The sequence below is a fragment of the Algoriphagus aquimarinus genome (genome assembly GCF_900112005.1).
GTDB classification, from domain to species: domain Bacteria; phylum Bacteroidota; class Bacteroidia; order Cytophagales; family Cyclobacteriaceae; genus Algoriphagus; species Algoriphagus aquimarinus.
This window is the reverse complement of the sequence record NZ_FOKK01000016.1, coordinates 64,249-77,428: the sequence shown is the minus strand read 5'-3', so window position 1 is coordinate 77,428 and position 13,180 is coordinate 64,249. Positions and strand designations below refer to the sequence as shown.

General features: G+C 41.9%; 14 protein-coding genes. 3 read left to right on the top strand and 11 right to left on the bottom strand.

Annotated elements, in window-relative coordinates:
• The first annotated feature begins 20 nt into the window (after nucleotides 1-20).
• Complete coding sequence (locus BM291_RS17520; protein WP_092899840.1) at nucleotides 21-560, top strand: inorganic diphosphatase; 540 nt, start codon at nucleotides 21-23, stop codon at nucleotides 558-560.
• A 375-nt stretch (nucleotides 561-935) separates the two neighbouring features.
• On the opposite strand, the gene BM291_RS17515 is transcribed toward BM291_RS17520, so the two are convergent.
• Together BM291_RS17515 and BM291_RS17510 are read right to left on the bottom strand one after the other, a co-directional pair.
• Nucleotides 936-1,391, bottom strand: coding sequence for a hypothetical protein (locus BM291_RS17515; RefSeq protein WP_092899838.1), 456 nt, complete (start codon nucleotides 1,389-1,391; stop codon nucleotides 936-938).
• Nucleotides 1,378-1,983: an acyl carrier protein phosphodiesterase gene (locus BM291_RS17510; protein ID WP_092899836.1), complete on the bottom strand. Its 606-nt coding sequence runs from the start codon at nucleotides 1,981-1,983 to the stop codon at nucleotides 1,378-1,380. The genes BM291_RS17515 and BM291_RS17510 overlap by 14 nt, the downstream gene beginning before the upstream one ends.
• Nucleotides 1,984-2,046: 63 nt before the next feature.
• On the opposite strand from BM291_RS17510, the gene BM291_RS17505 reads away from it, so the two are divergent.
• Nucleotides 2,047-3,975, top strand: a complete 1,929-nt coding sequence (locus tag BM291_RS17505; protein ID WP_092899834.1) for an AAA domain-containing protein — start codon at nucleotides 2,047-2,049, stop codon at nucleotides 3,973-3,975.
• Between the two features lie 114 nt (nucleotides 3,976-4,089).
• Here BM291_RS17505 and BM291_RS17500 read toward each other — a convergent pair whose 3' ends face one another.
• Both BM291_RS17500 and BM291_RS17495 read right to left on the bottom strand, forming a co-directional pair.
• A complete protein-coding gene (locus tag BM291_RS17500) occupies nucleotides 4,090-4,728 on the bottom strand; it encodes an exonuclease/endonuclease/phosphatase family protein (RefSeq protein ID WP_217647341.1) in 639 nt (212 codons plus the stop codon).
• 24 nt (nucleotides 4,729-4,752) lie between these two features.
• On the bottom strand, nucleotides 4,753-5,292 hold the full coding sequence (locus tag BM291_RS17495) for a DUF4924 family protein (RefSeq protein WP_092899832.1): 540 nt from the start codon (nucleotides 5,290-5,292) through the stop codon (nucleotides 4,753-4,755).
• Nucleotides 5,293-5,449: 157 nt separating this feature from the next.
• Here BM291_RS17495 and BM291_RS17490 point away from each other — a divergent pair, with 157 nt between their 5' ends.
• Nucleotides 5,450-6,622, top strand: coding sequence for a dicarboxylate/amino acid:cation symporter (locus tag BM291_RS17490; protein WP_092899830.1), 1,173 nt, complete (start codon nucleotides 5,450-5,452; stop codon nucleotides 6,620-6,622).
• A gap of 25 nt (nucleotides 6,623-6,647) precedes the next feature.
• On the opposite strand, the gene BM291_RS17485 is transcribed toward BM291_RS17490, so the two are convergent.
• The 7 genes from BM291_RS17485 to BM291_RS17455 form a co-directional block, all read right to left on the bottom strand.
• Nucleotides 6,648-6,851 carry a helix-turn-helix domain-containing protein gene (locus tag BM291_RS17485; RefSeq protein ID WP_092899828.1) on the bottom strand — a complete coding sequence of 68 codons (204 nt, stop codon included), beginning with the start codon at nucleotides 6,849-6,851 and terminating at the stop codon, nucleotides 6,648-6,650.
• Between the two features lie 3 nt (nucleotides 6,852-6,854).
• Nucleotides 6,855-7,403, bottom strand: a complete 549-nt coding sequence (locus BM291_RS17480; RefSeq protein ID WP_092899826.1) for a DUF2975 domain-containing protein — start codon at nucleotides 7,401-7,403, stop codon at nucleotides 6,855-6,857.
• Nucleotides 7,404-7,548: 145 nt separating this feature from the next.
• On the bottom strand, nucleotides 7,549-8,106 hold the full coding sequence (gene purN, locus BM291_RS17475; RefSeq protein ID WP_092899824.1) for a phosphoribosylglycinamide formyltransferase: 558 nt from the start codon (nucleotides 8,104-8,106) through the stop codon (nucleotides 7,549-7,551).
• A 226-nt stretch (nucleotides 8,107-8,332) separates the two neighbouring features.
• A complete protein-coding gene (locus tag BM291_RS17470; RefSeq protein ID WP_092899822.1) occupies nucleotides 8,333-9,574 on the bottom strand; it encodes a glutamate-5-semialdehyde dehydrogenase in 1,242 nt (413 codons plus the stop codon).
• Nucleotides 9,567-10,649 carry a glutamate 5-kinase gene (gene proB / locus BM291_RS17465; protein ID WP_092899820.1) on the bottom strand — a complete coding sequence of 361 codons (1,083 nt, stop codon included), beginning with the start codon at nucleotides 10,647-10,649 and terminating at the stop codon, nucleotides 9,567-9,569. The genes BM291_RS17470 and proB overlap by 8 nt, the downstream gene beginning before the upstream one ends.
• A gap of 169 nt (nucleotides 10,650-10,818) precedes the next feature.
• Complete coding sequence (locus tag BM291_RS17460; protein ID WP_092899818.1) at nucleotides 10,819-11,691, bottom strand: geranylgeranylglycerol-phosphate geranylgeranyltransferase; 873 nt, start codon at nucleotides 11,689-11,691, stop codon at nucleotides 10,819-10,821.
• A 302-nt stretch (nucleotides 11,692-11,993) separates the two neighbouring features.
• Complete coding sequence (locus BM291_RS17455) at nucleotides 11,994-12,947, bottom strand: carbon-nitrogen hydrolase family protein (protein ID WP_092899902.1); 954 nt, start codon at nucleotides 12,945-12,947, stop codon at nucleotides 11,994-11,996.
• Nucleotides 12,948-13,180 lie beyond the last annotated feature (233 nt).

Genomic DNA, 13,180 nt, shown 5'->3' with positions numbered 1-13,180 from the left:
ATCAACTAATTAAAGATATTATGATTAATCCCTGGCATGACGTCAACATCGGGAAAAATGCCCCTGAATTCGTAACAGGAGTAATTGAAATACCAAAGGGTAGCAAAGGAAAGTACGAGTTGGACAAGAAAACCGGGATGCTGATGCTGGACCGTGTGCTCTTCTCTGCGGTGCATTACCCAGCAAATTATGGTTTTATTCCACAGACTTTCTGTGAAGACCATGATCCATTGGACATTCTGATCATTTCTCAGATTGATATCCCTTCTATGTGTTTGGTAGAAGCTAAGGTGATCGGTGTGATGCGAATGATTGACGGTGGTGAAGCTGATGACAAGATCATCGCTGTTGCAGCTGGTGATCAATCTGTCAATTACATCAATGACATTGATGATCTTCCTCCGCATTTGATGAAGGAAGTTCACAGATTCTTTGAAGACTATAAGAAGCTCGAAAACAAGGAAGTGAAAGTAGAAGACTTCCTTGGCAAAGAAGATGCGATGCGAATCATCAGAGAAAGCGTTGATCTTTATGATCAGAATTTCCGAACGAAACGATAAACTAAAAGCCTGAGATTGATCTCAGGCTTTTTTGCTTTTAGTGATTTTACCGCAAAGCATACATAGGGTTACGCGGAGAGCGCAGTTTGGAAGTATAATCCGATTTCCTACTTCAATTGTTTTCCTGCTTCATCAGAAAATGGACTGTCCATGACCATTCGTGAGATACGAACGGTGGCGAAGACTTCCCACTTTTCACCTTTTACCACTTACTTCATTTTCAGCAGCATCGGCATTATGCATCGGACATCATAGTTTCTCTATTGTTGTCCTGCTTCTCCAGAAGCTGGACTAACCATAAATCTGATACTGATCACTGATACTGAATACTTTTCACCTATCCCTTCTAACTTCCTACTTTTAACTTCCAACCTCTCACTTTTTACTCTTCACCTTCTGTTTCCCCGCTTTTTTAGCTAAATATGCGACTAGGTCTGCATAGGCCTCATGTTCGTGATTGGAAACTGATATAGATTGCTTGTCAGTGAAAGCTATAGTCACCTGACGGAATTCCTTCTTATTGGCCTTCACGATTTCCTCCTCCCAAGCTAGAATCTGAGCAACGGGATAGGTTTTGGTGTATCCTCTCAAGGGAAGTTTGACGATGATTTGATCCCTTCCTGCAGTGATAAATCTATAGCCAGCAAGCATTTTCACCAGCAGCATCAGGATCACCAAGGTGATCAGCGTACAGGCAATCAGATAAAACCAAATCCCGAAACTCCCTGTGTAGGCAAAATCTCTAAGGATATATACCAAACCCGAAATGAGAATGAGCAGCACTAGGCTCAATGAAATGTAAGTGGATACTTTTGGTTTAATGACCAGCATTGGCTTCTTGGATTTCTAGTAATTTCTCTCGTGCAAAAGTCTCCAAATCCTCGAAAAAAGCGAAGAATATCACCTGAAATTCTGCTTCTTTCTCCAATAAGGCTAAATGTGCCACCTCCATCTTGGAATCAAAACTGGTTCTTCGGGACATCCCTATGAACGTTTGTTCCATTCCTTTAATTTCCCCGTATTTCAAAAGCCAATTGTCCTGCACCATCCATTGAAACATATTTGCGAAGCGATCCGGAAAAAGTTGGCGGTGATGCTTCAGCGTAGTAAAGGTGTTTTGGATAAAGTCCTCAAGAGGAATACGGGAATATTTCTCCCAATTTTTTGACAGGTAATAATCAAAGTAAATATCCGTGATGACCGTAGCGTAATGCCCGAATTGCGGTCTCAGATAACTCTGTCCTGCCCGTACAAGAGGATGCGTATCTGTGAACTTGTCTATTGCTCTATGGAGCTTAATCCCATTCTGGACTTCCTCAGGAAAGGTGTTCATCATTTTCCCTTTTACAAAATCACCCATGAAATTCCCCACAAGCACTTCATCTTGACCAAAAGAAAGGTATGCGTGTGCTAGATAGTTCATTGAAAGCGGTTGGATGGGAAAACTCGATAGGTTTTGATTAGTTTCGGGCTAAAATACGCATTGATGGACAAAGTCACGGAGGAATTAAAGAAAGGTCTGAAACTTTTAAAACTGGAATGGCAGGAAGATCTCGCCCAATACAAGCAGAAATTTCTGAATTCCTCTCTTGCGGATAAAAAAAAGGCAGGTATCACTTGGCATCCTGTTCAACTCAAAAAGAGCAAAATCGGTATGGGTGAGCGTCTCTTGGTGGAAGTGGAGCGCTCGGATTCCAATCATGCTTCGTCCTTCAATTCCGGTAAGTCTGTGTCATTTTTCAGCACCCATGATTCTTACAATTCCTCCGAGGATCGCGTTAATGGAGTGATCAATTTTGTGAAGCAAAACACCATGATGGTCACCTTGCAGGCCGATGAATTGCCGGAATGGATGCATGGAAGCAAACTTGGAGTGGATTTGCTTTTTGATGAGGCGAGCTATAGAGAAATGGAGTTTGCGCTGAAAAAAGTGATTTCGGCGGAAAACAAGCGGGTGGATGAATTGAAAGATATTCTACTGGGTGAAAAAGCCCCTCAGTTTTTTGAAAAGCAACTTGCTTCTAAATCCAATCTCAATTTCTCCCAAAACCAAGCCTGTGAACTGATCGCCAATGCAAAGGATGTAGCAGTCGTACATGGGCCTCCAGGTACTGGAAAGACGACTACGCTGATCGATGCGATCCAGGATTCAGTGATCGCTGGAGAATCGATTTTAGTATGTGCGCCAAGTAATGCTGCGGTAGATCTTTTGGTAGAAAAACTGATTGATCGAGGGATAGAGACCTTGAGATTTGGACATCCAGCACGAGTGGAGGAGAAAATTTTGAATCAGACCTTGGATGCCAAAACAGCTTTTCATGCCAGCTACAGAGATCTGAAGAAGCTTCGGAAAGAAACTGACCAACAGCTGAAAATTGCCAAGCAATACAAACGCAATTTTGGGCACAATGAGCGTGTCCAGCGCAAGATGATGTTTGCGGAAGTTTCCCGACTGCGTGAAGCGTCCAAGTCACTCGAGGAATACATACAATACGATATTTATCAGAAGACAAAGGTTTTTGCTTGTACACTTGTCGGCGCATCGTCCTACAACCTGAAAGGGATGGAGTTTGATGTGGTATTTATTGACGAAGCAGCGCAGGGATTGGAAGCAGCAACTTGGATTCCGATTTTGAAGGCCAAGAAGGTGGTATTTGCAGGAGATCACTGCCAGCTGCCGCCTACGATCAAATCCTATCAGGCAGGAAAGGATGGGCTTGCAGAGACGCTTTTCGAGAAAGTGATCGCTCGTAAACCCCAAGCTGCGCAAATGCTGCAAGTGCAATACAGGATGCCTGAGGTAATTATGGGTTTTTCCAATGAGCAGTTTTATAAGGGGAAATTGATCGCGGATGAGCGTACGAAAACCCATGTATTTCCTTTAGAAGAATCAGTCATAGAATGGATAGATACCGCTGGTGCAGGCTATTCGGATCAGAAGGAAGCGGAGAGCTTGAGTACCTTCAATCCTGAGGAAGCACTATTCGCGGCGAAATACCTGAATGATCTTGTGGAGAGAATTGGGTCAGACAATTTCCTGCAAAATGATTGGACGATTGGTTTGATTGCGCCCTATGGAGCTCAGGTTCGGAGATTGCGTGGGTTGATTTTTGACTCTGAAGATTACCCAAGTTTGCTTGCTGTAAAAGAGCAAATCACCATCGATACGGTAGATGGTTTCCAAGGTCAGGAACGGGATCTGATGATGATTTCCCTGACTCGATCCAATGAGAAAGGGGAGATAGGTTTCCTCGCTGATACTCGTCGAATGAATGTAGCCCTGACCCGCGCGAAGCGTAAATTGGTGCTAATAGGTGATTCTGGTACACTTACTCAAAACCATTTCTTTGATGAATTGCTACGATACTTTGAGGCTCGGGATGGGTATAGATCTGTGTGGGAGTTTTTGGGGTGATTGGAAGATTGAAAAATTTGAAGATTGAAAAATTCTAACTCGAGAACTCGGCAATTAAGGGAAGGTGGTCACTCAGCCTAATCCAGTCCTCAACTTTGCCTATCTCTATTTTTTCTAGGTTGTTTCTGAATCCTGAACTACCAAAAATGTAATCGATATGGTAAGGTTTGTTGAGTTTTTTTGTAGGAAAAAAGTAGGGTGCTCTTCATTTCCCTGAGTTTGATTTCCTTCGAAATGGTATAAACTTGTGATGTTTATTTCTTCCAGTTCTCTTACAACTTCACTATGATTCCATGCCCTTTTTGGCTTATCCCAAATTGAGTTACTATTGAAATCACCAACGATTAAACAGTTTTTGAAATTGGATTTATGAAGCTGAAGATATTTCCAAAATTGGCCTATATATCCAAAAGTTGGAGACTTATTGTAATGAGTCCATACAGCAATTAAGCTAAATTCTGAATTTACCCGACAGGTTAAAAGATACTTTAAGGGATTGTCTTCGTAAATATTTGTCCAATCAAGAAGTTCAAGACTTATCCCTTCTCTAGCAAATATCCCTAATCCTTTATGCTTACTATCACCTTTCCAAAGATAGTTTTGCGCCCATTCTATATAGTCTAGATGTCCAGTTTCTGTGGGATTCTCGCATTCTTGAATTACATAGATATCAGCATCAAATTCATCTATAAAGTTGAATTTTCTTCTAAATGCACCGTTACAATTCCACGTGACAATCTTCAAATTTTTCAATTTTAAAATTTTCCAATCCAGGTCTCAATTCTTCGAAATCGAATCCTTCACTTTATAATGATAGCTCAACGTGCTGAGAATATCTCCATAAGCATCCGCTGACTTTAGTTGCTCATCGGATACTTTTCTGCCCAGAAGTCGGCAAAGCAATAAGCCATACACGCCATTCAGGCAGATCTGGATTTCATTCCCTAGATCTTGACCATTAGCCTGCATCACCGCATCTAGGATAAATGGCTTGGCTTTTCCGTATGCTTCAAAATAGGTAGGGTCGGTTTTCAGTTGATTCCAGTGGATTTGCGCAAGGTCAGTAACCAGACTGTTCAATTCATCCAGATGCCCTTTTTCCAGAATATTCTGAGCTTTCATTTGATCAAGAAGCCCTAAATACCAATCAGCAATTTTAGCTTTATCTTCAGGTGATACTGGGTATTTTTCGACCACAAAGGTTTTGATTTCTTCTCTATTTCCCTGATAGGATCGAATCAAATCCTCCATTTGGTACATGTATATAATGTATTCGGCAATGTTGCTTGACTTCTTGTTTTCGGCTACTGCTTGCATTTGTACTGGGTTTTGATCGGTAAAGGTAGGGAAGATGTGGTAAAGCTGTTAATAATTCACCGGCCTTTAGGCTGAAAGACTGCTTTCCTTCTATCTTAGCAAACTCATATCCAGTAAGGGTAAATAGGGCGTACAAAGTCAGAATTCAAGTTAAAATATGAAGCAATTATTCTCCAATCTCCTTTTTAAAGTATTTATCGCCATTGTTTTGGGTATAGTTTCCGGACTTTATCTGCCTGAATCTATCAACAGGATTTTTGCTACGTTCAATGCGTTTTTTGGTCAATTCCTCAACTTTGCCATTCCTTTGATCATACTAGGGCTGATCATGCCGGCCATTTCGGATCTTGGTAAAGGTGCTGGTAGATTGTTGCTTATCACCGCAGCTATCGCTTATGGATCCACACTATTTTCTGGGTTTATGAGCTATTTCACTTCCTCTACTATTTTCCCTTCCTTATTAGCTTCTCATGTGAATGAAGCTGCGGAAATCACTGAGGGTGGAAAGTATCTAATTCCTTATTTCAGCATTACTATTCCTGCTGTGATCGATGTGATGTCGGCTTTGGTATTGGCTTTTGTGATTGGCTTGGGTCTTTCCTATCAGGAGAATTCCATGTTGAAAAAAGTGGTTAAGAATTTTGAGACCATTATTATGCAAGTGATCGAGAATGTGATTGTACCACTTTTGCCGATTTTCATTTTAGGGATTTTTGCAAATATGGCTTACAGTGGGCAGGTTTATTCCATCCTTTCTGTATTCCTCAATATCATCGGAGTAATCTTTGCGATGCACATTTTCCTATTGATTTTGCAGTATGTGATCACAGGTGCGATAGTAAAGAAAAACCCGTTTAAACTGTTGGCTACCATGATGCCGGCTTATTTCACAGCATTGGGAACACAGTCCTCTGCAGCGACGATTCCGGTTACGTTGGAGCAGGCAGAAAAGAATGGAGTTTCTCCAAAGATCGCTGGGTTTGTGATTCCGCTTTGTGCTACAATTCACCTTTCTGGAAGTATTATGAAAATCACGGCATGTGCCATGGCTTTGATGATTCTGGAAGGAGTTCCTTATGACTTCGGGATGTTTGCCGGGTTTATTTTTATGCTTGGCGTTGCGATGGTAGCTGCTCCTGGAGTGCCAGGTGGAGCGATTATGGCGGCAATTGGTGTGCTACAATCCATGCTAGGTTTCAGCGAAGAAATGATCGGTTTGATGATCGCTCTTTATATCGCAATGGACAGTTTTGGCACGGCTTGCAACGTGACGGGTGATGGCGCTATCGCTTTGGTGGTGGATAAAATCACCCAGAAAGAGGCTGCTTAAAAGGCTTTATACTATTATTTCAAGTTCATTCTCTGAATTCTAGGATGTCTCCAGGCTGGCAATCCAGCGCTTTGCAAATAGCTTCTAAGGTTGTGAATCGGATTGCTTTGGCCTTACCAGTTTTCAAAATGGAAAGGTTGGAAAGCGTTAACTCTACTTTCTCTGAAAGTTCGTTCAACGACATTTTCCGCTTTGCCATCATTACATCTAGGTTTACGATTATAGACATGGCTTATACAGTTAAGTCGTTTTCGGTTTGCAATTCTATTCCTTTTTTGAAAATCGAAGCGATAATTAACAATATAATCCCCATAAAAATCCACACATCTGCTCCTCCTAGCCTTAAGTAGTATAGATCTGGGATAGCTACTCCTTGAGCTATTAGGTTTAAAGCATATTTTGCTCCCCCGTAGGAAAAAAGGCCAACTCCTAAAGCCAAGTATGCGATGGTTTGAATAAAGCCTCTTGTTGCCTCATTGAAGGGCTGGGAGAGGTCGAATTTTTTGTCATGAAATAACTTCACTATCCTATAAAATAGGATAGCTCTCAATACGGATACAATTACCATCAGCGAAGTCACCGTGATGAAATGACTGTCGTTGTACCTATACAGTTCCGATAAATCTACCTCCATCCAGAATTTGCTTGCGGCCTCTGGCTTGAGTAGAATTGTCATAACAGCATTGACTAAGAAGCCACCTGCTTCGATGCAGAGACCAATGAATATGATCCATGAAATGACATGAAGGGCTTTGAGAAGGTAATCTGTTTTGATAGACATAGCAGTAGATGTTTAAACCAATGCTCAAACATAGCTATTTTTATTGATAAACAATAAAAATATTACTTATATCAAAAAATATTTACTGTTAGTAAGCTTTTAAAGATAGCGTGTAGTATAGGCGACTGAATGTTTTTCAACTTGACTACAACAGTCCTTCGATCACCTCTGGGAAATGCTTATGCTCCAAGGCATGTACTTTATCTGCGATGGAATCGGGAGTGTCCTCTGAAGTAACTGGGGTAGATGCCTGAAAAACGATTCTTCCCTCATCGTAATTTTCGTTGACCAAGTGTATAGTGATGCCAGTTTCGGTGTCTCCAGCAGCTTTTACGGCTTCATGGACGAAGCTTCCATACATTCCTTTTCCTCCGTATTTTGGCAAAAGAGCTGGGTGAATATTGACCATTCTATCAGGGAAAGCTCTCGTCAATTCCACTGGGATTTTTAGTAAAAAACCAGCTAGAATCACCCAATCGATGTTTTCTTCCTGTAATTTCTCCAGTAAAACACCTGCGTCCATTTCCTTTCGGGAAAAGGTAAACCTAGGAACTTCGAATTTCTTTGCCCGCTCCAGCACAAAAGCTTCAGCCTTATTGGAGGCAACCAATGCAATTTCTGCTATTTCGGAATTCTGGAAATGGGCCATGATCTTTTCAGCATTACTGCCAGATCCAGAGGCTAAGATTGCGAGACGTTTCAAGGGATATGAGATTTTGATGGGGTGATGCGAAATTAAGGGAATTCTCCTGTAAAGACGCGATGACGCAATTTGTTTTAAACCTTTGAGGTTTACAAAACCTCGAAGGTTTTAGGGTCGCTTTCTTTTCAATTCAACAAGGCATACATATTCTTCGATCTTCCAATATCAAATAATGAATTATGAATGTCGAAGTAGGGAACCAACAACCAAAAACCAGCAACTAACCTCAGCTCCTCACTTGCCCATTTCCTCGCACGATCCACTTATAGCTACATAGTTCTTTCAGCGCCATTGGGCCACGAGCGTGAAATTTTTGGGTGCTTATGCCGATTTCGGCTCCAAGTCCGAATTGTGCGCCGTCCGTGAATGCTGTGGATGCATTTGCATAAACAGCCGCTGCATCTACTTCCAGTAGGAATCTATTAATGGTTTCTTGGTTTTCTGCGACAATAGCTTCGGAATGCTTGGACGAATAGGCTTCAATATGATCCAGTGCCTCATCCAGATTTGCTACGGTTTTGATAGCTAGTTTGAGTCCGAGAAATTCTGTTCCGAAATGTGATTCATCAGCTTTTGAAATCAGTTCACTGGAATTCAAAGCTTCATAGGCTTTCTCATCCGCATAAACCTGAACCTTGCTTTCCAGCATAGGTTGGATTAAATCATTTAAGGCTGATAGGTGACTTTCATGAATTACTAGGCAATCTAGAGAGTTACAGACGCTAGGCCTACGGGTTTTGGCATTGAAGATGATTTGCTTAGCCTTTTCCAGATCCGCAGATTCATCGACATATGTATGCACGATTCCAGCTCCTGTTTCGATTACAGGCACTTTTGCATTTTCTCTCACGAAATTGATTAAGCCCTGAGAACCGCGTGGTATAATCACATCCACAAAGCCAACTGCTTCCAAAAGCGCTTTAGTCGCTGCTCGATCCGCAGGTAAAAGTTGGAATGCTGAAGTCGGTAATTCATTAAGTTCAAGTACCTGATGAATCAAACTCATGATCGCGCGATTGGAGAAATCGGCATCCGAACCGCCTTTCAGCACCAAGCCGTTACCGGACTTCAAAGCCAAGGTGAACACATCAAAAGTTACATTTGGCCTAGCTTCGTAGATGATTCCTATCACGCCGAGAGGTACGGTAGTTTTCTCCAGAGAAAGCCCGTTTTCCAGCGTTTTACTTTCCAGTACATGATGTAAAGGACTTGGTAAAGCGCTCACTTGGATGATCTCTCCAGCGATATTCTGGATTCGATCTTCGGTAAGCAATAATCGATCATACATGGGATTGTCCTGCTCCATGCGATCTAGGTCTTTTTGATTTTCTTCTAAGAGAAAATAAGTGTTTTCCACCGCCAAAATCGCTAGGTTATGCAAGACCTGATTGACTTTCTCATTGCTGAGTCCAGTAAGTTTTCTAGCTCCTTTTTTTACTCCTTCAAATATATGTTGGTACTCAGTCATGATCGAAAATATAGAGGTAATCGTAGTGAATTAATGCTTTTTGGTTCTTTTGGCCAATGCGATCATTGGCTACTTTGGAGGAATATTCCGCTCTGCCGAGACCGATTTTGTGTCCGGATTCATCGCGGATCAGCAGGATGTCTCCCTTGGAGAACTCTCCTTCGAGTTTAATAATTCCTATCGGTAGAAGACTTCGGATCACTTCAGCAGTGAGGGAGCTTTTTGCACCCTCATTGATGGTAACTTCACCCACGTAATACTGTTCACCGTGAGCCAGCCATTTCTTCGCGCCATGCTTTGCTTTTTGGGGTTCAAACCAAGTACATCGCAAGCTTTTGTCAGCAAATTCTCCCAATACATTCTCCCGCTTGCCATTAGCAATAATCACTTGAATGCCGAGATCAGCAGATTTCTTTGCCATGGCATATTTGGTGAGCATCCCGCCGCGACCAAATGATGACTTGGAAGCAGAAATGTAATTAGACACTTCGGGCATGCTGGAAGATACTTTTTCTATGAGTTCCGAACTTGGATCAGATGGATTTCCAGTGAAAATCCCGTCCACATTTGTCAGTAACATCATCGTGTCTGCATTGATCATCGCAGCGGCTAGGCTTGCCAGTTCATCGTTATCCGTGAACATCAACTCGGTGATCGTGACCGTGTCATTTTCATTGATGATGGGCAAAATACCCTGTGAAAGCAAGGCTTGCACGCAGTTCTTCATGTTCAGGAAATGCTTTCTGTCACGAAAATCCTCCTTGGTCACCAAGATCTGTGCAACGTGCTGCTTATGCTTTTCGAAGAAGTTTTGGTATTGATTGATTAAGCGGATTTGCCCTGTGGAAGCCCAAATTTGCTTTTTGATCACAGGATTAAGTTTCTCAGGAAGTGGAATGGCCTGTCGCCCAAAAGCTACTGCCCCTGAGCTTACGAGTACGATTTTCTTCCCAAGAGAGGTCAAATGCTGGATTTGCGCCACAAGTTTCTCCATACGCTCCAAATCAGGAAGTCCATTTTCCTGAGTCAGGACATTTGACCCGATCTTGATTACAAGTAATTTGCTGTCTAGCATGATTGAGAAATTTGCCTGAAAATAGAGGAAATGATGTGGAATTGCTAAAGAAGATACTGTTTCATTTACGAATTCAGATTTACGAGGTCAAATTGGTCATTGATGCCTTGCTATACCATATAGGCATCCATTATAGGAGATGTCGTAAATCGTAATTCGTAAATCCCACCTACAATAATCCCATGCTCAGCGTCCCAACCAGCATCAATACCTTAGCCATTGCACTTAGTTTGGTGAAGTGATCTTTTCGATCAGCAATGTAAATTCGGTACATGAAATAGGTGAAAAAAATTCCTAGCCCACCGAAATAGATAAAAATCATGGGGCGGTTCAATTTGAAAGTCACCACCAATATGGCACAGACAAATACGGCGGCGATAAGGAAAATAACAGACTTTGTCCTGCGAAAACCAATTACAATCGGCAATGTACGACAACCGTGTTTTCTGTCTCCCTGTCGATCTTCTATGTCTTTGATGATCTCCCGAATGAGATTGAGGAAGAAGGCGAAAATGGCGTAAGTAAGTACTAGGAGCTCTGATTTTTGAAAATAGAACCCAATCAAATAGATGGAAACGCCTGTGAGTAAGGCTACGGTGAAATTCCCTATGAATGGCTCTCTTTTAAGTTGGTTGCTATACAGCCAAAGCAGAAATGCAGCGCCGAAATTGATTAAAGCGATTGTAGGACTTACTAGATAGCCTAGACCGATTGCGGTGAAATTCAAAATCGTATGAAGCAAAATGACCACTCTTCTCTTGATACCTTTGCCTACCACTACATTCTGTGGTCGATTGACATAGTCGATTTTGACATCGTAATAGTCATTGATCATGTAGCCAGCTGCGGTGATCAAAATCGTAGAAATCACGATTAAATAGAGCTTGTAGTCGTGGAAGACTGGCAATCCTGAAGTGGTAGTTCTGACTAAAAAGTAAGCTGTCATTAACTGTGCGAAACCTACCATCAGCAGATTGATCGGTCTGCTGATCCGAAAAAGTCCTCGGATGGAAATCGTTCTGTCCACAGTTAGGGTGTTCATACGTCAAAAATAGATTCAATTCCATTCACATCTAGGGAAATAGCTAGGTATGTGGAAATTAAAGGTTTTTTTAAGGGGTTTGTAACCGCATTGAGCGCAGAGGTTTCGCAGAGAGATGCAGGCGGTTTACTGAAATGTTTTATTACAGTATGATGTTTAATTGAGTCAACCTGAGCTCCTGCCTGTCCGGTAGGCAGGAAGTCGAAGCTATAAATTGAAATTCGCCGTGATACAATCACGATTAGGCAAATTGAAAATTAACCATTGAATTTGAACATTGACAATTTCCTTTCTACTGTCGGTTAAACAAATTTCACACTGGTCTGCCGCTCTCGATTGACATTCAATTGCAACACATCTGGCCGTGAATAATGCCCAACCGCATCAAAGTTCTGGCGCTCTTCCAATACCCGGTTAAAATCTAAGGTTTCTATCAAAAGACCTTCGGTATTTGCGACAGGTTCTAGGATCCACTTACCATCCGGCCCAGCAATGCAGGAACCTCCATCGGCCAAGACTTCAGGAGCATTTTCAAGAATTACATCCAAATGTGGTGTGTCAGATGGAAAGTCTGATTTCCGCATCAAACTGGAAACAGAGATCACAAAAGACCTGCTTTCCTGAGCGATCATGCGAGTGATGTTTTCTGTATTTCTAACAGCTCCCGGCCAAACTGCTATATGTAGATTTTCGCCCAAACCATACAGTGCTGTCCTTGCTAGCGGCATCCAATTTTCCCAGCAATTCAAACCTCCAACAGTAAAATCCTTCAAGGGATGCACTTGAAGTCCATTCCCATCGCCAGGAGCCCAAGTCAGCCGCTCTTCGAAGGTAGGTTGGAGTTTACGATGAACGGATTTAATCTCCCCGTCGGAATTGATATACACCAACGAGCAATAAATGCTGTGGCCACCTCGGTCAATTGGTCTTTCAATAATCCCCAAGTAGATGGCGATTTTGAGCTTTTTTGCTAAGTCCTGAATTTCTAACAAATCTCCACTCTCGATCTGAACGGCATTCCTTAAGTAATGTGCGTGGATCTCCTTTTGGATTTTATCATCCCATGCAGTTCCATTTGTCATCGAAAGCCAAAATGGATAACCCGGTACTAAACCTTCTCCGAAAACAACCAACTCACAACCTTGAGCTGCTGCGTCTGTGATGGACGTTTTCACTTTTTCAAGTGTGGCTGCTTTGTCAAGCCAAACGGGTGAAATCTGGGCAAGGGCTACTTTCAGAAGATTGGAAGAATTCATGGGATTCAAGTTTGATCGGAAATTACCAGAATGTGATCTTGGATCAAAATTAATTAAGGTAACAAAAAGAAATCCCCCTAGCCCCCTTTGGAAAGGGGGATTGCCGAAATTGAACTTCAATCATTACTCTATAAAAATGACTTCCATAATCTTAGTCACCATATTAACACGATAAAAAGAAGAGAGGAAAGAAGTGCAGCTATGCCGCACTTCTTTTCTCTCTTATAATATTC